22 protein-coding genes are annotated in these 18,042 nt (G+C 70.1%); 5 read left to right on the top strand and 17 right to left on the bottom strand.

Going from position 1 to position 18,042, the window contains the following annotated elements:
• Positions 1-9: 9 nt before the first annotated feature.
• From aspA to OG870_RS43745, 9 genes are all read right to left on the bottom strand, one after another.
• Positions 10-1,422, bottom strand: coding sequence for an aspartate ammonia-lyase (gene aspA / locus OG870_RS43785; protein WP_266526107.1), 1,413 nt, complete (start codon positions 1,420-1,422; stop codon positions 10-12).
• Positions 1,423-1,538: 116 nt separating this feature from the next.
• Positions 1,539-2,555 carry an asparaginase gene (locus OG870_RS43780; protein WP_266587424.1) on the bottom strand — a complete coding sequence of 339 codons (1,017 nt, stop codon included), beginning with the start codon at positions 2,553-2,555 and terminating at the stop codon, positions 1,539-1,541.
• Positions 2,556-2,586: 31 nt separating this feature from the next.
• On the bottom strand, positions 2,587-4,044 hold the full coding sequence (locus OG870_RS43775) for an amino acid permease (protein ID WP_266587422.1): 1,458 nt from the start codon (positions 4,042-4,044) through the stop codon (positions 2,587-2,589).
• A complete protein-coding gene (locus OG870_RS43770; RefSeq protein ID WP_266588597.1) occupies positions 4,041-4,718 on the bottom strand; it encodes a FadR/GntR family transcriptional regulator in 678 nt (225 codons plus the stop codon). The genes OG870_RS43775 and OG870_RS43770 overlap by 4 nt, the downstream gene beginning before the upstream one ends.
• Before the next feature lie 377 nt (positions 4,719-5,095).
• Positions 5,096-5,932, bottom strand: coding sequence for an undecaprenyl-diphosphate phosphatase (locus OG870_RS43765; protein WP_266526113.1), 837 nt, complete (start codon positions 5,930-5,932; stop codon positions 5,096-5,098).
• Between the two features lie 68 nt (positions 5,933-6,000).
• Positions 6,001-6,378, bottom strand: a complete 378-nt coding sequence (crcB, locus tag OG870_RS43760) for a fluoride efflux transporter CrcB (RefSeq protein WP_266526115.1) — start codon at positions 6,376-6,378, stop codon at positions 6,001-6,003.
• Positions 6,375-6,755 carry a DUF190 domain-containing protein gene (locus OG870_RS43755; protein WP_266526117.1) on the bottom strand — a complete coding sequence of 127 codons (381 nt, stop codon included), beginning with the start codon at positions 6,753-6,755 and terminating at the stop codon, positions 6,375-6,377. The genes crcB (OG870_RS43760) and OG870_RS43755 overlap by 4 nt, the downstream gene beginning before the upstream one ends.
• The gene (crcB, locus tag OG870_RS43750) at positions 6,752-7,213 is read right to left on the bottom strand and encodes a fluoride efflux transporter CrcB (protein WP_266587420.1); all 462 of its coding nucleotides are present in this window, start codon (positions 7,211-7,213) and stop codon (positions 6,752-6,754) included. Before crcB (OG870_RS43750) ends, OG870_RS43755 begins: the two co-directional genes overlap by 4 nt.
• Before the next feature lie 150 nt (positions 7,214-7,363).
• Complete coding sequence (locus OG870_RS43745) at positions 7,364-8,323, bottom strand: SMP-30/gluconolactonase/LRE family protein (protein ID WP_266588595.1); 960 nt, start codon at positions 8,321-8,323, stop codon at positions 7,364-7,366.
• A gap of 173 nt (positions 8,324-8,496) precedes the next feature.
• Between OG870_RS43745 and OG870_RS43740 the strand changes: the two genes are divergently transcribed.
• The gene (locus OG870_RS43740; protein WP_266526121.1) at positions 8,497-9,342 is read left to right on the top strand and encodes a ribonuclease BN; all 846 of its coding nucleotides are present in this window, start codon (positions 8,497-8,499) and stop codon (positions 9,340-9,342) included.
• Positions 9,343-9,401: 59 nt separating this feature from the next.
• Here the strand turns inward: OG870_RS43740 and OG870_RS43735 are convergent, their stop codons facing one another.
• The gene (locus OG870_RS43735) at positions 9,402-9,689 is read right to left on the bottom strand and encodes an ArsR/SmtB family transcription factor (RefSeq protein ID WP_266526123.1); all 288 of its coding nucleotides are present in this window, start codon (positions 9,687-9,689) and stop codon (positions 9,402-9,404) included.
• A 429-nt stretch (positions 9,690-10,118) separates the two neighbouring features.
• Here OG870_RS43735 and OG870_RS43730 point away from each other — a divergent pair, with 429 nt between their 5' ends.
• Together OG870_RS43730 and OG870_RS43725 are read left to right on the top strand one after the other, a co-directional pair.
• The gene (locus OG870_RS43730) at positions 10,119-10,469 is read left to right on the top strand and encodes a VOC family protein (protein WP_266587418.1); all 351 of its coding nucleotides are present in this window, start codon (positions 10,119-10,121) and stop codon (positions 10,467-10,469) included.
• 91 nt (positions 10,470-10,560) lie between these two features.
• Positions 10,561-10,980 (top strand): MarR family winged helix-turn-helix transcriptional regulator, encoded by a 420-nt coding sequence (locus OG870_RS43725; protein ID WP_266587416.1) that lies wholly within the window; start codon positions 10,561-10,563, stop codon positions 10,978-10,980.
• 122 nt (positions 10,981-11,102) lie between these two features.
• On the opposite strand, the gene OG870_RS43720 is transcribed toward OG870_RS43725, so the two are convergent.
• Entirely contained in the window at positions 11,103-11,711 is a 609-nt protein-coding gene (locus OG870_RS43720) for a TetR/AcrR family transcriptional regulator (protein ID WP_266526127.1), read from the bottom strand.
• 100 nt (positions 11,712-11,811) lie between these two features.
• On the opposite strand from OG870_RS43720, the gene OG870_RS43715 reads away from it, so the two are divergent.
• Positions 11,812-12,729 carry an oxidoreductase gene (locus tag OG870_RS43715; protein ID WP_266526129.1) on the top strand — a complete coding sequence of 306 codons (918 nt, stop codon included), beginning with the start codon at positions 11,812-11,814 and terminating at the stop codon, positions 12,727-12,729.
• A 25-nt stretch (positions 12,730-12,754) separates the two neighbouring features.
• Here OG870_RS43715 and OG870_RS43710 read toward each other — a convergent pair whose 3' ends face one another.
• Positions 12,755-13,867, bottom strand: a complete 1,113-nt coding sequence (locus tag OG870_RS43710) for a hypothetical protein (protein WP_266526131.1) — start codon at positions 13,865-13,867, stop codon at positions 12,755-12,757.
• A gap of 33 nt (positions 13,868-13,900) precedes the next feature.
• Positions 13,901-14,314, bottom strand: a complete 414-nt coding sequence (locus OG870_RS43705; RefSeq protein WP_266526133.1) for a nitroreductase family deazaflavin-dependent oxidoreductase — start codon at positions 14,312-14,314, stop codon at positions 13,901-13,903.
• 24 nt (positions 14,315-14,338) lie between these two features.
• Here OG870_RS43705 and OG870_RS43700 point away from each other — a divergent pair, with 24 nt between their 5' ends.
• Positions 14,339-14,590, top strand: coding sequence for a hypothetical protein (locus OG870_RS43700; RefSeq protein WP_266526135.1), 252 nt, complete (start codon positions 14,339-14,341; stop codon positions 14,588-14,590).
• An 89-nt stretch (positions 14,591-14,679) separates the two neighbouring features.
• Here the strand turns inward: OG870_RS43700 and OG870_RS43695 are convergent, their stop codons facing one another.
• The 4 genes from OG870_RS43695 to OG870_RS43680 all read right to left on the bottom strand — a co-directional run bounded on the left by OG870_RS43695 (position 14,680) and on the right by OG870_RS43680 (position 17,974).
• A complete protein-coding gene (locus tag OG870_RS43695) occupies positions 14,680-15,114 on the bottom strand; it encodes a VOC family protein (protein WP_266526137.1) in 435 nt (144 codons plus the stop codon).
• A gap of 186 nt (positions 15,115-15,300) precedes the next feature.
• Positions 15,301-15,702, bottom strand: a complete 402-nt coding sequence (locus OG870_RS43690) for an SseB family protein (RefSeq protein ID WP_266526139.1) — start codon at positions 15,700-15,702, stop codon at positions 15,301-15,303.
• Positions 15,703-15,908: 206 nt separating this feature from the next.
• Positions 15,909-16,478 (bottom strand): cysteine hydrolase family protein, encoded by a 570-nt coding sequence (locus tag OG870_RS43685; RefSeq protein WP_266587413.1) that lies wholly within the window; start codon positions 16,476-16,478, stop codon positions 15,909-15,911.
• Entirely contained in the window at positions 16,475-17,974 is a 1,500-nt protein-coding gene (locus tag OG870_RS43680) for a purine-cytosine permease family protein (RefSeq protein WP_266587411.1), read from the bottom strand. The genes OG870_RS43685 and OG870_RS43680 overlap by 4 nt, the downstream gene beginning before the upstream one ends.
• Positions 17,975-18,042: the final 68 nt, after the last annotated feature.

Genomic DNA, 18,042 nt, shown 5'->3' with positions numbered 1-18,042 from the left:
GGCCGTGGATCAGGCGATGACGGAGCCGCTGCCGGCCAGGACCTCGGGCCGCAGCAGGTCGGCGAGGGTCTCGGCGGGCAACAGGCCCTTCTCCAGGACGAGTTCGGCCACCCCGCGGCCGGTGGCGAGGGCCTCCTTGGCGATATCGGTGGCGGCCGTGTACCCGATGTGCGGGTTCAGGGCCGTGACCAGGCCGATGGAGTTCTCCACGCTCGCGCGCAGCGCCTCGGTGTTGGCGGTGATCCCGTCCACGCACCGCTCCGCGAGCGTCAGGCAGGCGCTGCGCAGGTGCGTGATGGACTCCGACAGGGAGTGCAGGATGATCGGCTCGAAGGCGTTGAGCTGGAGCTGTCCGGCCTCGGCGGCCATGGTGATGGTGACGTCGTTGCCGATCACCTCGAAGGCGACCTGGTTGACGACCTCGGGGATGACGGGGTTGACCTTGCCCGGCATGATGCTCGAACCGGCCTGTACCGGCGGTAGGTTGATCTCGCCGAGCCCCGCGCGCGGCCCCGAGGACAGCAGCCGCAGGTCGTTGCAGCTCTTGGAGAGCTTGACGGCGATCCGCTTGAGCACGCCGGACATCTGCACGAACGCGCCGCAGTCCTGCGTGGCCTCGACCAGGTTGGCGGCGGTGACCAGCGGCAGCCCGGTGATGTCGGCGAGGTGGCGGCGGGCCGACTCGGCGTATCCGGCGGGGGCGTTGAGTCCGGTGCCGATGGCCGTGGCACCCAGGTTGATCTCATGGATCAACTCGGCGGCCTCGTCAAGACGGCACCGGTCCTCGTCAATCATGACGGCATACGCGGAGAACTCCTGGCCGAGCGTCATCGGTACCGCGTCCTGCAACTGCGTACGGCCCATCTTGAGCACGTCGCGGAACTCGACGGCCTTGCGGGCGAAGGAGTCCTGCAGGACAGCCATCGCCTTGAGCAGCCCGCGCACCGCGAACACCGTCGCGATCTTGACGGCGGTCGGGTAGACGTCGTTGGTCGACTGGCCGAGGTTGACGTCCTCGTTGGGGTGCAGGTGCCGGTAGTGGCCCTTCTCGAACCCCAGCAGCTCCAGCGCCCGGTTGGCGATCACCTCGTTGGCGTTCATGTTGGTCGAGGTGCCGGCGCCGCCCTGGATGACGTCGACGACGAACTGGTCGTGCAGCTTGCCGTCCCGGATCTCCCGGCACGCCTCGACGATCGCGGCGGCCTTCCCGGACTCCAGCAGACCGAGTTCCTCGTTCGCGAGGGCGGCGGCCTCCTTGACCGCCGCGAGCGCGTCGATCAGGTGCGGGTAGGCGGAGATGGGAGTGCCGGTGATGGGAAAGTTCTCCGTGGCACGCAGGGTGTGCACACCCCAGTACGCGTCGGCGGGAACGTCACGGTCGCCGAGCAGGTCGTGTTCACTACGGGTGACGACGGTCGTCATGAGGGTGCGGTTCCTCTTTCCAAGGGGTGAGTACAAGCGCCCCTTCAGGGGCGCGGGGAACTGCGCGACCAGCCACAACGGGCCTGCAGATCCATTACGACCTGACCGGCGAAGCGCTACCCGCAAGCCCTCAGCGGGACCGGATCCAGCGCACGCACGGGCCGGACACAGCCGACCGCCTCCCCGCCCCCGAGCAGCGGCTCCCCCGCGAACTCCACGAGCAGCGAAGGATCCACGCCCGCCCGGGCGAGCCCAGCCGCAGCGACCGGCACACGTGCCCGGTTCGCCCCGTCGGCGATCTTCACGGCAACAGCGCGGCCATCCGGCAACGCGGCAACCTGAACGCCCTCGAACCCGTCCTTGGCCAGCAGCCCCGGCACGGCCCGCATCAGCGCGGCCACGTCCCGGCCCGAGCCGGAGGCCATCTCGGCGTGCTCGCGCATCGCGTCGGCGACACGCGCCTCGGGTGTACCGGCCGGCGCCGTGGTGATCCGGGCGGCGGCACGAGCGAGCCCGTGCAGCGAGACCGAGAACAGCGGAGCGCCGCAGCCGTCGACGGTCACCTGGGCGATGCGCTGTCCGGTGAGGTCCTCGACGATCTCCGCGATCGCCTGCTGGAGGGGGTGGCCGGGGTCGAGGTAGTCGTCGAGGGACCAGCCGTTGAGCACGCAGGTGTAGAGCATGGCCGCGTGCTTGCCGGAGCAGTTCTGGGCGAGCCGGGAGGGCGAGCGGCCCTGCCGGATCCACTCGTCCCGGACGGCCGGATCGAACGGCATGTCCGTGACGTTGCGCAGATGCTCCTCGGTCAGCCCGGCGCGTTCCAGGATCTTCCGCGTCCCGGCGAGGTGACGTTCCTCGCCGGAGTGGCTGGCCGCCGTGAGCGAGAGGAGCTCGCCGTCGAGCGGGAGACCGGCCCGGACCATGGCGACGGCCTGGACGGGCTTGAGTGCCGACCGGGGGTAGAACGCGGCCTCGATGTCGCCGAGTTGAAGCTGGAGGTGTCCGTCGGTGCCGAGGACGACGACGGAGCCGTAGTGGATGCCCTCCACGACCCCGCCGCGTATCAGGTGGGCGACGGGGGCGTGGAGGGGCTCGCGGATCAGGGGTGCGTCCGCGACGGAACTGCTGAACATCACTGCCTCTTGTCAGGAAGCGGCGCGTGGGTCACGCGTCGGCTCCGGTGGTGGGACCAGTCCCGGTGGACCGGCGTGCGACACGGCCGCGGATGCCGAACCATCCGACGACCAGGGCTCCGACGATCAGCGGCAGGCACAGCACGGTGGTGCGGCCGGCGCCTCCGTCGGCGTACATGAGGACCAGGACGGAGGCGAGGAAGGCCAGCGTCACGAGTTCGGTCCAGGGGGAGCCCGGCAGTCGGTAGTCCGGGCGGGTCAGCTCGCCCTTCTGGGTCTTCTGCCAGAAGAGGAGGTGACAGATCATGATCATGCCCCAGGTGGAGAGGATTCCGATCGCCGCGAAGTTGAGGACGATCTCGAAGGCGTCCGCCGGGACCACGAAGTTGAGGCCGACGCCCAGGACGCAGATGCCGCTGGTGAGCAGGATGCCGCCGTAGGGGACCTGGCTGCGGCTCATCACGGACGTGAACCTGGGTGCGGAGCCGGACATCGCCATGGAGCGCAGGATGCGGCCGGTGGAGTACAGGCCCGAGTTGAGCGAGGACATCGCCGCGGTGAGGACGACGAGGTTCATCACGCCGCCGGCAGCCGGGATGCCGATGTTGGACAGCACCGTCACGAAGGGGCTCTCGCCGGAGCTGTACTTGTTCCAGGGCAGCAGCATCGACAGCAGGACGACCGAGCCGACGTAGAACACGCCCACGCGCCACATGATCGAGTTGATCGCCTTGGGCATGATCTTCTCGGGGTTCTCGGTCTCGCCGGCCGTCACGCCGACCAGCTCGACCGAGGCGTAGGCGAAGACGACGCCCTGGATGATCAGCAGCATGGGCAGCAGGCCGTTGGGGAAGATGCCGCCGTTGTCGGTGATCAGCGCGGGGCCGGGGGTGGTCCCGTCGACGGGGTGCTGGGTGACCAGCAGGTAGATGCCGATGCACATGAAGATCACCAGCGCGCTGACCTTGACGATGGCGAACCAGAACTCCAGCTCACCGAAGATCTTCACCGAGATCAGGTTCACGGTGAGCACCACGGCCAGGGCTATCAGTGCGATCACCCACTGCGGGATGTCGGAGAACATGCCCCAGTAGTGGGTGTACGTGGCCACCGCGGTGATGTCGGCGATGCCGGTGGTGGCCCAGTTGAGGAAGTACATCCAGCCTGCGGTGAACGCGCCCTTCTCGCCGAGGAACTCCCGGGCGTACGACACGAAGGCACCGGACGAGGGCCGGTACAGGACGAGTTCGCCGAGGGCGCGCACGACGAGGAAGGCGAAGACGCCGCAGACCGCGTAGGCGATGAAGAGGGAGGGTCCGGCGTCGGCGAGGCGGCCACCGGCGCCGAGGAAGAGGCCGGTGCCTATCGCGCCGCCGATGGCGATCATGTTGACGTGCCGGGACTTCAGGGACTTGCTGTAGCCGGCGTCTCCTGCGTCGACGTGTGCGGCCGGTGTGCGCGTCTCGTCCCTCAGGTGTTGCTCGCTCACGCCTCGGGTCCGCCTTCCGTTGGGCTGTCCGTGCGCGCGGGGCGCACGATGTCGGTGAGGGTCGTCTCGACGCGGTCGAGGTGGTGCGCCATGGCGTCCACGGCGTCGAGTTCGGAACCGTCCATCAGTGCCTCGACGATCGCCCGGTGCTCGCGGTTGGACTGCTCGCGGCGTCCGCCCAGCTGGTTGAGGAAGGCCGACTGACGCGCCAGCGCGTCGCGGATCTCCTCGATCACCCGGCGGAAGACCGGGTTCTGGGCGGCCTGGGCGACGGCCAGGTGGAACAGCGTGTCGAGGGCGACCCACGAGGTGGTGTCGGTCTCCCGCTCCATGCGCTCCAGCAGGTGCGTGAGGTGGTCGAGGTCCTCGGAGGTGCGGCGCACGGCCGCGTAGCCCGCCACCGGGATCTCGACGTGACGGCGCACTTCCAGCAGGTCGCTGGCCGCGTAGTCGCCGAACGTGGGGTCCTCCACGGTGTTGGCGACGACGAAGGTGCCCTTGCCCGTCCTGGAGACGGTCAGGCCCATCGTCTGCAAGGCCCTGAGGGCCTCGCGCAGCACCGGCCGGCTCACCTCGAGAGTGCGGCAGAGCTCCGCCTCGGAGGGCAGCTTGTCGCCCACCGTGTACTCGCCGCGCTCAATGGCGGCACGCAGATGCCCGAGCACCGCTTCCATGGCGCTGATACGCCGCGGGCCCTGACTGGCTGTCTGGCTGTCTGACAGGTTCACGAGAGTGATCCTGCGGGTGCCGGGCGGGAGCTGTCAAGGGTGGCGAATGTGGAAATTCATGGTGCGGGAAGTCTGAAAGCCGACTTGCGCGGGTGCTCCTGCCGGTTCTTGCCGGGGAGCAGCCCCCAGGGGAATGCTGCTGATACCCGTCCTCAGAGCCAAGTCCCCAGCTCCGCACTCCTCACGAAGGCCGGCCGCGGTTCATCTACGACCGGCCCGCTCTTCCGGCGTCCGATACCCGCCGGAAGAGCGGCGGACTTCCGCCACCCGCAGACCTCGGGCAGCGGTGGAGTCCTGCGGCCGAAAAGGCGGGCCGATTGCCGTCAGCTGCTGAGGGCGCCCGTGCTGAGCAGGCCCAGCAGCAGTACGCCGACGATGATCCGGTAGACGACGAAGGCGTTGAAGGAGTGCTTGGCGACGAACTTCAGCAGCCAGGCGATGGAGCCGTAGGCGACGACGAAGGAGACGAGCGTGCCGACGGCCAGCGGGGCGGCGCCCACCCCCGTACCCAGCGCGTCCTTGAGCTCGTACAGGCCGGCGCCGGTCAGGGCGGGGATGCCGAGGAAGAAGGAGAGGCGGGTGGCGGCGACGCGGTCCAGGTCGAGGATGAGGGCCGTGGACATGGTGGCGCCGGAGCGGGAGAAGCCGGGGAAGAGCAGGGCGAGGATCTGGGAGCTGCCGACCAGCATCGCGTCCTTGAACGTGGTGTCGTCCTCCCCGCGCTTGTGCCGCCCCATCTGGTCCGCCGCCCACATCACGCCACTGCCGACGATCAGCGAGGCGGCGACCACCCAGAGTGAGGCGAGGGGGCCCTCGATGAGCGGCTTGGCGGCCAGGCCCACGATCACGATCGGGATGGTCGCGTAGATCACCCACCAGGCGAACTTGTAGTCGTGGTGGTAGCGCTCCTCCTTGTTGGCCAGGCCACGGCCCCACGCGGAGACGATCCGCACGATGTCCTTGAAGAAGTACACGAGCACGGCGGCGATCGCACCGACCTGGATGACGGCGGAGAACCCGACGACGGCGTCGTTGTCCACGGGGATGCCCATCAGCCCCTCGGTGATCTTCAGATGGCCGGTGGAGGAGACCGGAAGGAACTCGGTCACCCCCTCGACGGCTCCGAGGACGACGGCCTGACCGACGTTAATGACGCTCATGGGATCCAGTTCTGAGGAGTTGGTCGACAGTGCTGTAGACAGTCTTACTACGCGCGTGAGGGAGCCGGTCACTTACCCCACAGGGCCTGGGCTACCGACACCCCGACAAATGCCGCGCCAAGGCCCGCCGCCACGCTTCCGACGACGTTGGCGGCAGCGTAGAGCCCCGCCCCGGTCTCGGTCAGCCTGAGGGTCTCGTACGAGAAGGTCGAGTATGTCGTCAGGGCCCCGCACAGGCCGGTGCCGATCAGCAGCTGGATGTGCGAACCGGCGGCCCCCTCGGCCACCGCACCGGTCAGCAGGCCGAGGATCAGGCAGCCGGAGACGTTCACCAGGAAGGTGCCCCAGGGGAAGACCGCGTCGTGCCGCGACTGCACCGCGCGGTCGGTGAGGTAGCGCAGGGGGGCACCGACCACGGCTCCCGCCACGACCAACAGCCAGTTCACAACGACTTCTTACCCTTCGCGTGCGTTTCGCCGGAGCTGTCCTCGCGGCCGACGTACCTGATGACCTCGCAGTCGTCGAGGATCACCAGGCCCTCGCCGACGAGCTCGTCGAGCTGCGGGAGGAAGGCGCGCACCCGCTCCTGGGAGTCGACGATGACGATCGCGACGGGCAGGTCCTCGCTCAGCGACAGCAGCCGCGAGGTGTGAATCAGGGAGGAGGCTCCGAAGCCCTCGATGCCGCGGAAGACGCTCGCGCCGGCGAGGCCGGCCGCGTGCGCTCGGTGGACGATCTCGGAGTAGAGCGGCTTGTGGTGCCAGGTGTCGTTCTCGCCGATGAAGACGGTCACACGCAGGGCGCTGCCTGTCAGCCTCGTCACGGCTGCCTCCACTTCAGGACGCGGCGGGTCGCGATCACCGCGAGCCACACCGCCGCGAGCGCCGCGAGCAGGGTCGCGGCGAGGTAGGCCAGTGCGGTGCGGGGATGACCGGCGTCGACCAGCTTCTGGATGTCGACGGCGTAGGTGGAGAAAGTAGTGAAGCCGCCGAGCACACCGGTGCCGAAGAAGGGGCGTACGAGCCGGTGGGCGGCCCACACGTCGGAGATGACCACCATGAACACGCCGATGACGGCACAGCCGACGACGTTGGTCCAGAAGGTCGCCCAGGGGAATCCGCCGGCCTGGATGGGCCACCACAGCGAGAACGCGTAGCGGGCCGTCGCGCCGAGGGCCCCGCCGAGCGCGACCACCGCGACGACGGGCGCCTGGGCGCGCCAGGCGGGCGGTCGCTCGGTGCGGGGTCGGGCGCGGACGCTCTCGGCTTCCGGGGCTGTCATGGTCGTACGTCTCCTACTCGCCGGGGCCCGGGACATGCGGGCGCCGCTCCTTCGCAAGTAGGGACCGTTGGCGGCGGCACTGCCGCGGTTCGGGCGCCGCGAGTCGTGGTCGCGGCCGGGCAACAGGGTATCGCCCGGGCCGGACCCGGGTCACTTCGGGACGGGCCGCTCGCAGACCGCGACGCCCCGCTCCCACAGGCTGCCCAGGACCAGGTGCCCCGCGGCCTCGCAGACGCTGGTCACCATGCGATAGCCGGAGCGGCGGCGGGCGAGATGGTGGACGATGGCGCCCTGGTCGTCGAACGCGAGGGCACCGACGGTGCCCGTCGGGCGGAAGGGGGCGCGGACGGCGATGCGGGCGGCGGCGCCGCGGACGGCGGAAGCGGCGCGGTGCAGCAGGTCGAGCGGGGGGACGCGAGGGCCTGCCAGGGACACCCAGATCGGGCCGTCGGGTGCCCGCCAGAGGTTGTCGGGCATACCGGGGAGGTTCTCGGCGAAGGGTTCGCTGCGCCCCGCCTTGGCTCCGGTGAGCCAGTAGCGGGTCAGCCGGCAGGCTCCGGTCTCGGCGACGACCAGGAAGGACTCGTCGGCGCTCGGGGCGAGGCCGTTGGCGAACTGAAGCCCCTCCAGCAGGACTTCGGGCTGCTCGCTGCCGGGGGCGAGGCGCAGCAGACGGCCGGTTCCGGTGTGTTCGACGAGGTCGCCGATCCACTGGTTCAGGGGGTAGCGGCGGCTGGAGACGGTGAAACAGACGCTTCCGTCGGACAGGGCGACCACGTTGCTGCAGAAACTGAGCCGCTCCCCCGCCACCGAGTCGGCGAGAATGCGGACGACACCCTCATCGAGGTCGACGCGCAGCAGGCCGAGTTCGGCATCGCACACCAACAGGGCGTCGTCCGGGAGGAGTTCGAGTCCGAGCGGGCGGCCGCCCGTTTCGGCGAGCACCTCGACACGGGGGGTCGCGGGCTCCGCCAGTCCGTCGATACGCAGGATGCGGCCGTCCTCCACTCCGGTCAGCACCCGGCCGCGAGCGTCTGCGACGACGTCCTCGGGGCCGCGGCCGCCGATGGCGACGTATCGGAGCGGGACCAGTTCACTGGCACGGTCCATTTCACTGGGACGGTCCATGAAAACCTCCTCGTTGAGGTCGGGACAGTTCATGCTGGCATGTGTAGGGGTGCCCGCCGGGTGCCGCGTCACCCGATCAGGTTTATGGGGATGTGTTCCTGGCCACTCAGCACACCACCACCGGTGGCTCCGGACCGGAGGAAGGGGTGGTCCCCATGTCGCGGCTGGCCGCCTGGCACCGTCTGGGGTTCGCCGAGCTGCACCGGCGCGGTACGGAGCTGGAGTTGATGCACCGGTCCATGGGGTTCGCGACGCTCGCCCTGGTCACGCTGGCGCCGCTGCTGATCGTGGTCGCGGCCGCGGATCCGCTGGGGCACGGCGGGTTCGCGCTGTGGCTGGTGGACGGCATGGCCCTGTCCGGCCGGTCCGCGGACGCGCTCGCGCATGTCTTCGGCCCGACCCGCAAGGTGATCAGCACCACCAGCGTGCTGAGCGTGGCGCTGCTCGCGCTGTTCGGCATGTCCTTCGCCTCGAGCGTGCAGAACGGCTACGAGCGCATCTGGAAGGCGGCCTCCGTGCCGTGGCACCGGATCTGGCGGCAGGCGGTCTGGCTGACCATGCTGATGGTGTACCTGTACGCCCAGGTGCAGACCCGGAAGGTGCTGGAGGGCCCGCCCCGCATCCTGCTCAGCATGGGGGTCGGCCTGCTGTTCTTCTGGTGGGGGCCGCACTTCCTGCTCCACCGCCAGGTGCCCTGGCGGTATCTGCTGCCGGGTGCGCTCGCCACGATGGCGGGTCTGGTGGGCCTGCGCGGATTCTCGTATCTGGTGTTCACCCCGCTCCTGGTCACCAACGCGATCAGTTACGGCCCTGTCGGCACGGTTGTGGTGGTGGAGTCGTGGCTCGTCGGTGTCGGATTCGTGGTCTTCGGTGGTGCGCTGCTGGGCCGGATCCTGTGCGAGTGGCTCGGGCACCTCGACGAGCCTCCCGACCCGGCGGACCCGACCGCCCAGGACCCGACGGGCCGCGGGCAGGGGCCGTCATCCATGCGTTCCGAGTGAGGTGAGGCCGCAGACTCCGGGAGCCGAGCATGCGTCGGTTCCTCTCGCCCTGTCGCCGCCTACCAACCCTTCTCGAACATGCGCGCGACCTCGGCGATCCGCACCTCGTCCCGCCGGTAGTAGGTGCGCCACCGGATCCTGCGGGTCTGCAGCAGGCCGACGTCCGCGAGCAGGTCGAGATGAGTGGTGGCGACCGCCCGGGGCACGCCGAGCCTGGCGGCCACGGCGTCCGCGGTGACGCCGTCCTCGACGGGGTCACCGTGCGGCTGCGGCGGAAAATGCACGACCGGATCCTTCAGCCACTCCAGGATGACCAGCCGCTTCTCACTGACGGAAGTCCTCAACACGTCGTCCCCCTCTCCGGACGGACCACCACATACCGCGTCTTCACACTGTCCCGCAGCCCGCACCGCCGCGTAGGGCATTCGACCGCCCTTGTCCGGGAACGTACGGCCCATCCGGCACAGGGCTGTGCGGCCCCACCTCCAGGAACACGGGCGGGAGCCAGGCCGCTCCCCCGCACCCGGCACCTCACTTTCTGGCTCAGCGATGACTGAACCGCGCCATCGCCGGCAGCGCGCTCTCGGGACCGCGCCGACCTTCCCCGTACCGGTACGGCAGCGCGGACAGATTCGGCTACCTGCTGCCGACTGCGGGTGACGGACGCCCGATCGTGCGCAACCGGTCAGGATCGAAGAAGCCATGCCCCGCCCTTGGGCCCTAGCGTGAAACCACCGACGAAATCCGCCGGTTCACCCACTGCCGAGGAGCACGCCATGACCGCTGGCCTCAAGACGATCATCTACCCCGTCAAGGACATCGCCCGAGCGAAGGCCCTGTTCAGCGCCCTGCTGGAGGTGGAGCCGTACGCCGACGAGCCGTACTACGTCGGCTTCAAGGACGCCGGCCAGGACGTCGGCCTCGACCCCAACGGGCACGCGAAGGGCATGACCGGCCCGGTGCCGTACTGGCACGTCTCCGACATCCGGGGGCGGCTCGCCGCACTGGTCGACGCCGGCGCCGAGATGCTGCAGGACGTGCAGGACGTCGGTGGCGGGAGGCTGATCGCCTTCGTCAAGGACGCGGACGGCAACCTCGTCGGACTGCTCCAGGATCCCTCCGCCTGACGCCACGTCCGGCGCCTCCGGCCCTCAATCCGCATGCACCCGCATTGATTGCATGCTCAATAAACGCTTGTTTCGGTGTTACCGTGCGGGTATGGCAGCGACGACGGCAGATGGACGGCTGGAGGACGTGTGGCGGGACATCCTCTCCGTCCACGCGCGCACGATGTGCGAGATCGACCGAGCCCTGCACCCGCACGGCCTGGGCGCGAGCGACTTCGAGGTGCTCGACATCCTGGCGTCCGAGACGCCCGCCGCGGGTGACCACTGCCGGGTGCAGAACCTCGCGGGACGGGTCCATCTCAGCCAGAGCGCACTATCCCGGCTCATCGGCCGACTGGAGAAGGACGGCCTGGTGGAGCGTTCCGTCTGCGTGGAGGACCGGCGCGGCGTGTGGGTCGCCCTGACCGGCAAGGGCCGCGACCTGCACGCCGAGGCGCTGCCGCTGCAGCGTGAGGTGCTGGCCCGGCTGCTGGGCGACCGGCCCGCGCCCCAGGATTCGCCGGGTCGTTAGGGCCGACGTACCGCACTTCCCGCCCTCCGGGACCACGCACTCCGCCCTCGCGTACGGACGGCCGACGAGGGCGGCCCCCAGGCGGTGCCGGGGGACGAGATCGTCCAGCTCCTCGCGGCGGGTTACAGGACGTCCCGAGGCACACACCCTCGGAGCATGAACGCGATCACCTCGTCCAGCCCGTGCTCGTCCACCTCCGAGGGCAGCATGCCGGTGGCCGCGAGGTCGGCGTAGCCATGGAGGGCAGCGAACACCGGGAGGCCGACGCGCTCCACCGGCCCCTCCCGCACCTCTCCCCGGACCTGCCCGTCGCCGATCAGCCGGACGACCAGGTCGGACCAGCGGTGCGTGGCCTCCACCAGCGCATCGGAGGCTGCCGGGTCGTGCTTGATCGAGTACATCAGGTCGAGCAGTTCGGCGTTGTCCCTTGCGAAGCCCACATACGTGCGGACCATCGCGTCCAGCCGCTTGGCGAACGTCTCTCCGGCACCGTCCTGTGACGCTTCCAGGACAGCGGTCAGCCGCTCGAACCCGGTCAGCGCCAGCGCGTCCAGCAGTGCCTGCTTGTCCTTGAAGTGACGGCTCGGCGCGGCATGGCTGACGCCGAGGTCGCGGGCGAGTTCACGCAGCGACAGCGCGGCCGGCCCCTTCTCCCGGAGCGTCTCCTCGGCACGGGTGAGCAGGGCGGCACGGAGATCTCCGTGGTGGTAGCGGCGAGTGCGGGTGTGCATGGGCGTCAGTGTATCGGTCATGTTTATGCCGCCCACATTGTTGACAGCGTCACCATTGTTGTCATTGACAGCATTGTTGGCGCCGCCTACATTAGCGGTCATGGCTACTCAACCCAGCAAGTGGAACATCACCGACATCGCTGACCAGACCGGCCGCACCGCGGTCGTGACCGGCGCCAACAGCGGGCTCGGCATCGCGACCGTCGAGGCACTGGCCGGTGCGGGCGCGCATGTGGTGCTCGCCGTACGGGACCCCAAGCGCGGCGAGGCCGCGGCCGCGCGGGTGAACGGGAGCGTGGAGGTGCGCAGGCTCGACCTCGCCGATCTCACCTCCGTGCGCGAGTTCGCCGCGGGCTGGCAGGGCGACCTGGATCTGCTCGTCAACAACGCCGGCATCATGAACATCCCGGAGTCCGCCACGAAGGACGGCTTCGAGACGCAGTTCGGCACGAATCACCTGGGCCACTTCGCCCTGACGAACCTGCTGCTGCACCATGTCACCGACCGGGTGGTGACGGTGGCGTCCGGCGCGCACAAGTTCCCGGGCAGCCCACGGATCCACTTCGACAACCTCAACCTCACCGGCGAGTACGCGCCCATGAAGGCGTACAGCCAGTCCAAGCTGGCCAACCTGCTCTTCACTCTCGAACTCCAGCGCCGCCTCGCCGAGTCGGGCTCGTCCGTACGTGCCCTCGCGGCGCACCCGGGGTACGCCGCGACCAGCCTTCAGAGCCACGACGGCAGTGCGCTGCGGCGTGCTCTCATGCAGATGACCAACCGCTTCGTGGCCCAGGACAGCAAGGCGGGCGCACTGCCCACGCTGTACGCCGCCGTCCAGGACCTGCCCGGCGCGAGCTACGTCGGTCCGGACGGCCTCGGCGAGATGCGCGGCGCCCCGACCCTGGTCGGCCGCTCGCAGGCAGCCAGCGACCCGGCGGCCGCCCGCCGCTTGTGGACCCTCTCGGAGGAACTGACCGGCGTCACCTTCCCCCACCCGGTCCCGGCCACGACGGCATGACGCCGCACACCCCGCCGCTCTCCCCTCACCCGCTCCCCGGCGGCAGCCCCGCACGCCCTTCGCCAGGTCGCCGGTCGGCCGGTCTGCGCGGCGGAATCGGAGTCGAGGCGAAGTCGCGTGGGCCGGTCCACAGGGCGGGTACCGCGTCGCAGCGGCGGCAGAGTTCGTAGGCGATCGCCTCGTAGTTGACCCGCCAGCCGTGGAAGTGCGGCCATGCCTGAAGGGTGGTGCGGTCGGCGCCGAAGCCCGCCGCCTCCAGCATCGCGACCGCCTCGTCGAACTCGGCGCAGGTGAGCCGGATGGGTGCGTCCGGGGCGGGGTCGGGGTCGAAGGGCAGGCGCAGGGCGCGGGCGATGTCGCGCAGCGCGATGAAGCCGGCCCGCAGCACGAGGCGCGCCTCCGGCGGGGCGGTGTGCGGGGTGAGCGCGAGCTGCATGGCCGCCGCGTCCATGACGGCGACCAGGCCGACCAGCCAGTGGCGGTACGGACGAGGCGAGCGAAACGCGATGAGGACGGGATACGTCGAGTGGCTCTCCCCCATGTCGGAGGCCAGCCGCTCCCAGGCCCGGTACAGCTCGGGCAGCGCGGACTCGGTGTCGACCAGCCACTGCCTGGCCAGGATCTCAGGGCCCCAGGCGGGCTCACCGGCCCGTGACTGCAGCAGGGTCACCTCCAGCTCGCGGCGGTTGTAGGCGGCGTACAGGGTGGGCAGGTAGGCGATCTGCAGGGCGATGAGGACGGGCCCGGTGGCCGCGGCGAGGAAGTCGAGTGCGGACAGGCGCAGCCTGTCGCCGCTGGCGAAGCCGAGGGTGAGCAGGCTGGAGCCCGCTTCCCGGAAGGAGTTGCCCCAGGCGAGCCCGGGCACGGCGTGGAAGAGCAGCCCGTAGCCCACCAGTGCTCCGCCGAGCCAGGTCGCGAGCATGCCGATCAGGATCAGCGGGGCGAGCCAGGTCTGCGCGCGGTCGATGGCGTCGTAGCCGCCGCGCGGTGCCGCGAGCCGCAGTAGTCGGCGCAGCAGCCACCACAGCCGGAACACCAGGACCGAGTAGAGACCGCGGGGCACCACGAGGGTGCGCAGTACGTTGACGAACAGGACCGCCAGGAGCAGCCCGCCCGCCACGCCGGAGATCCATTCCATGCGGCCATTGTGAACCGCTTCGGGGTGGGGTGATCAGCGTCGGCCGCGGAGGCGGAAGACCGGATGGTCGGCAGGGTCGGGCAGCGCGGTCAGGACCGCGGAGACCGTGGGCATGGTGCCGTACTTCTCCCTATAGGCCGTCATCAGGGGCGGACGGTCGGCCTCGGGCACCTCCTCCGCGGTGAGATCCTCGGCGCGGCCTCGGACGGTCAGCCGGCAGTCGGGCGAGGTGCGCAGGTTCAGTGCCCAGTCGCTCAGGCCGCGGTAGGAGACGAGGTAGCGCTCGCCCTCGTGCTCCAGGACGGCGACGGGCACGGTGCGCCACTGCCCGCTGCGGCGGCCGCGCACCGAGAGCCGGGACACGAGGGACCTCCCGAACAGCGGCGCCAGACGGTTCCCGACGTGCCGTTGCATCCAGGGCGGTTTGAGGTAGGTGCGGTCGTTCATCGGTCTCCACTCGCCTGTTTGATCGTGAGTTCCGTCGTCCCTTGCGGCGTTCGGCGGATCCATTGCGCCCGGGTCGCGGCGGACGCCCTCTTCGGGGTCCACCGGGCCCTGATCGCCCACGTCCGGCAGCACGTCCTCTCCGACGACTCCGACGGTGAACCGTCCCGGCTCGCGACCGACGTCCACCGGCTGGCCGAGCGCGGCTTCGCCCTGTTGGAGGGCGGGCTGCGTGCGTACGGCGCGAAGGGGCGAGACGGTGCGCCGACCGTCGCCTGATGCCACGTCCAACTTCCTTGCAGTCAGCCGGAGTTGGAGGAACGCGCGGCACGATGCCGCTACGTCACCCTGCGGCGCGACGCCCGCGGCTACGGGTTGCCGAAGTCGGGGAGAGTGACCGAGCCGTCCTCGGCGAGGGGGAATCCGGGGTTGTGGGCGATCTCCCAGGCATGGCCGTCCGGATCGACGAAGGCGCTGGAGTAGAAGCCGATGGCGTTGGTGGCCGCGGGCTTGGTGATGGTCCCGCCGGCCCGCCGCACGGCCGCCAGCAGAGCGTCGACCTCTGCCTCGGACCGGACGTTGTGCGCGAGGACGATCCCGCCGAAACCACTCGCCGGAGCGGGCTCCAGACCACAGTCCCGGGCGAGCGCGTCACGGCTCCACAGCACCAGCCCCAGCCCGCCCGCCTGGAAGAAGACGGTCTCCTCGACTTCCTGTCCGCGCCAGCCCAGGGCCTCGTAGAAGGCCTTGGCGCGCGCGAGATCGGAGACTCCCAGCGTGATCAGTGTGATGCGCTGTTCCATACGATCACGGTACTGCGCACGGCCGGGCCAGGACCGAGATCGGGACCGGGACCGCTGCGGTCCAAAGGCGCCGGGCTGCCTACGCGACATAAATGCCGGAATCCGCTGTGTTCCGGGCCGTGTGGGATCCGGGGTGCGGGAGCGGGAGGCCACCACCCGCCCCCTTTCCCGGGCTCGGCTGCCGCGTCAGGGCCGGGCCAGCAGGGTCCGCACGCCCTCCGAGGTGAGCGTAAGCGGATGCTCGGATCCGGCGTCGATGGTGAGCGACAGATCGTCGGCAGGCCACTGCGAGGCGAGCGCGCCCAGCGGCACCAGGCGGTAACGGGAGACGAACGGCAGCATCCCGGCCATCTCCCCCTCGGAGGTGAACACGGGCACCACCGGGTCGCCGTCCGGCTGCTCCAGCACCGGCAGCGCCACGGCGCCGGGGTCCCTGGCATCCTCCTGGTTCGCGTCGTCGGGCACGGGAACCAGCACCTCGCTGCCGGCGAGCGTGTCCAGCGCCTGAATGTCCTCGGTGTTCACGGCCAGCGCGTCCAGCGCCTGCCGAGCCGGGGTGACGGTGTGGTCGTTGGCAGGTATCTCCATGGCGGATCCCCTGGTAGCGGCGGTCGTACGGGCCGGCCGGGACAAGATCGGTCCCGGGCGCGGTTCTGCTCGCGTACCCGATCCGGACGGGCCCATTCCTCCTCTCCGTGAGGAATCACCGGGGGAGGTAACCGAGAGAAGTCACCTGGTGAATCGCCTCAGGAGATCAAGGGATCAGGGGATCAAGGGATCAGGGGATCAGGGGATCAGGGGATCCTCGACGACGGTGGACTCGGCCCGTCCAGTAGTTCGGCGACCGTGGTCACGCGGATCAGGGGGCGGTACAGGTTCATCACGTGCAGGGCCTTGGCGTGCGAGTCGTCGTCCGCGCCGGCGCATGCGTCGGCGGCGACCAGCACCTCGACTCCGGCGTCGGCGGCGGCGAGCGCGGTGGACAGGACGCAGCAGTCGGTGCTGACGCCGGCCAGGACCAGGCGGCGCTCGGGGCCTACATGCCGGGCGAGTTCGGGGGTCCACTTGCCGAAGGTGGCCGCGTCGACGACGTGTTGGGCGCGGTCGGTGAACTCGTCGGCCAGTTCCCAGAGTCGGGCGTCGGGCGGCTGGAGGGCGAAGGGCCACTGTTCGTAGTAGGCCCGCCAGGCGCCGTCGGGTTCGGCCGGGGCCAGGAAGCGGGTGAAGGCGACTCGTTCTGCGTACGCCGGCAGCAGGCGTCGTACTCCTGCCGCGGCCTGGGCGAAGCGCGGAGTGGCCCAGGGGCTGTCGGGCTCGGCAAAGACGCGCTGCATGTCGATGACGGCGAGCAGGCCGGTCGTCATGCGACCGCTCCCGCGTCCGATGGGCTCGCGGCCTGCGCCTCCTGTGCGTGGACGCGGGTGCGGCTCAGGGCGAGGGTGCCGAGGAAGCCGAGTGCGAGCGCGCCGAGGACGCCGAGGTTGGCGTAGGCCCAGGCGCCGGACCTGCCACCGAGGCCGAAGGGGTCGAGGAGGTAGCCCTGCCAGTCCAGCCAGCCTGCGGCCGAGTTGGTGACCAGGCCCCACCCGAGGGCCGTGGCGGCGAGGGTTAGCAGCACAGGCGTGACCGCCACGTCGCCGTAGCGGCCGGTGGGGCGGTAGAGGTCGCCCTCGTCGTAGTCACGACGGCGCAGGACCAGGTCGGCGAGCATGATGCCGCACCAGGCGGCGATGGGGACGCCAAGGGTGGTCAGGAAACCCATGAACTGGCCGAGGAAGTCGTCGGCGAAGAAGACGATGTAGATCGAGCCCGCGATCATCAGGACGCCGTCGACGAAGGCGGCCAGGTAGCGGGGGATGCGCAGGCCCGCGGAGAGCAGGGCGAGGCCGGAGGAGTAGATGTCGAGGACCGCGCCGCCGACCAGGCCGAGCACCGCGACGACGGCGAACGGGACCAGGAACCAGGTGGGCAGGATGGTCGTGAGCGCGCCGATCGGGTCGGCGGCGACTGCCGTGTTGAGCTTGCTGGAGGAGCCCGCCAGCAGCAGTCCGAAGACCAGCAGGAGCAGCGGTGCCACGGACGCGCCGAAGGTGGTCCAGCCGATCACGCCCCGGCCGGACGAACTACGGGGCAGATAGCGGGAGTAGTCGGCGGCGGCGTTGACCCAGCCCAGACCGAAGCCGGTCATCATGAACACCAGGGCTCCGATGAACTCCTGGGCGGAGCCCGCCGGGAGGGCGCTGACGGTGCCCCAGTGGATGTGGTCGGCGACGAGCGCGATGTACACGACGGTCAGGACGCCGGTCACCACGGTGATCACGGTCTGCAGCCGCATGATGAGGTCGAAGCCCATCACTCCGCCGACGACGGTGAGGGCGCCGACCAGGATCAGGGCGACGACCTGGGTCCCGGTGCCGCCGCCCCAGCCGAGCCGGCCGAAGACGGTGGCGGTGGCCATGGTGGCGAGCGCGCACAGCACGGTCTCCCAGCCGACGGTGAGGACCCAGGAGACCACCGAGGGAAGGCGGTTGCCGCGCACGCCGTACGCGGCCCGGCTGAGGACCATGGTCGGCGCGGAGCCGCGCTTGCCGGCCACCGCGACGAAGCCGCAGAGCAGGAACGAGAAGACGATACCGATGACGCCCGCGGCCAGCGCCTGCCAGAAGGAGATCCCGAAGCCGAGCGCGAAGGAGCCGTAACTCAGCCCAAGGACGGAGACGTTGGCGCCGAACCAGGGCCAGAACAGGGTCCGCGGAGTGCCCTTGCGCTCGGCGTCGGCGATGACGTCGAGGCCGTGCGTCTCCACCTGGAGCTGTCGCCCCGTGGCTCTCTTGCCGGGGGTGTCCGGGGACTCTGCCATCGTCGACCTATCTGTCCAGGTGCGTTCCGCCAAGGCCTGAAGCCTGGTCCGCGCTGGTCAAGCCGTCA

Source organism: Streptomyces sp. NBC_00461, from assembly GCF_036013935.1.
Lineage (GTDB): Bacteria > Actinomycetota > Actinomycetes > Streptomycetales > Streptomycetaceae > Streptomyces.
Note: the sequence above shows the minus strand (reverse complement) of the source record. Positions and strands in the feature narration are given on the sequence as shown.

Bases quoted from the DNA above. Each gene is read 5' to 3' on its own strand.
- OG870_RS43725 (WP_266587416.1), top strand. From the start codon at position 10,561: ATGGCAGCGACGACGGCAGATGGACGGCTGGAGGACGTGTGGCGGGAC.
- OG870_RS43705 (WP_266526133.1), bottom strand. From the start codon at position 14,314: ATGAACGACCGCACCTACCTCAAACCGCCCTGGATGCAACGGCACGTC.
- OG870_RS43695 (WP_266526137.1), bottom strand. From the start codon at position 15,114: ATGGAACAGCGCATCACACTGATCACGCTGGGAGTCTCCGATCTCGCG.
- OG870_RS43710 (WP_266526131.1), bottom strand. From the start codon at position 13,867: ATGGAATGGATCTCCGGCGTGGCGGGCGGGCTGCTCCTGGCGGTCCTG.
- OG870_RS43680 (WP_266587411.1), bottom strand. From the start codon at position 17,974: ATGGCAGAGTCCCCGGACACCCCCGGCAAGAGAGCCACGGGGCGACAG.
- OG870_RS43730 (WP_266587418.1), top strand. From the start codon at position 10,119: ATGACCGCTGGCCTCAAGACGATCATCTACCCCGTCAAGGACATCGCC.
- crcB (WP_266587420.1), bottom strand. From the start codon at position 7,213: ATGACAGCCCCGGAAGCCGAGAGCGTCCGCGCCCGACCCCGCACCGAG.
- OG870_RS43715 (WP_266526129.1), top strand. From the start codon at position 11,812: ATGGCTACTCAACCCAGCAAGTGGAACATCACCGACATCGCTGACCAG.
- aspA (WP_266526107.1), bottom strand. From the start codon at position 1,422: ATGACGACCGTCGTCACCCGTAGTGAACACGACCTGCTCGGCGACCGT.
- OG870_RS43770 (WP_266588597.1), bottom strand. From the start codon at position 4,718: ATGGAAGCGGTGCTCGGGCATCTGCGTGCCGCCATTGAGCGCGGCGAG.
- OG870_RS43765 (WP_266526113.1), bottom strand. From the start codon at position 5,932: ATGAGCGTCATTAACGTCGGTCAGGCCGTCGTCCTCGGAGCCGTCGAG.
- OG870_RS43740 (WP_266526121.1), top strand. From the start codon at position 8,497: ATGTCGCGGCTGGCCGCCTGGCACCGTCTGGGGTTCGCCGAGCTGCAC.
- OG870_RS43685 (WP_266587413.1), bottom strand. From the start codon at position 16,478: ATGACGACCGGCCTGCTCGCCGTCATCGACATGCAGCGCGTCTTTGCC.
- OG870_RS43745 (WP_266588595.1), bottom strand. From the start codon at position 8,323: ATGGACCGTGCCAGTGAACTGGTCCCGCTCCGATACGTCGCCATCGGC.
- OG870_RS43690 (WP_266526139.1), bottom strand. From the start codon at position 15,702: ATGGAGATACCTGCCAACGACCACACCGTCACCCCGGCTCGGCAGGCG.
- OG870_RS43720 (WP_266526127.1), bottom strand. From the start codon at position 11,711: ATGCACACCCGCACTCGCCGCTACCACCACGGAGATCTCCGTGCCGCC.
- OG870_RS43780 (WP_266587424.1), bottom strand. From the start codon at position 2,555: ATGTTCAGCAGTTCCGTCGCGGACGCACCCCTGATCCGCGAGCCCCTC.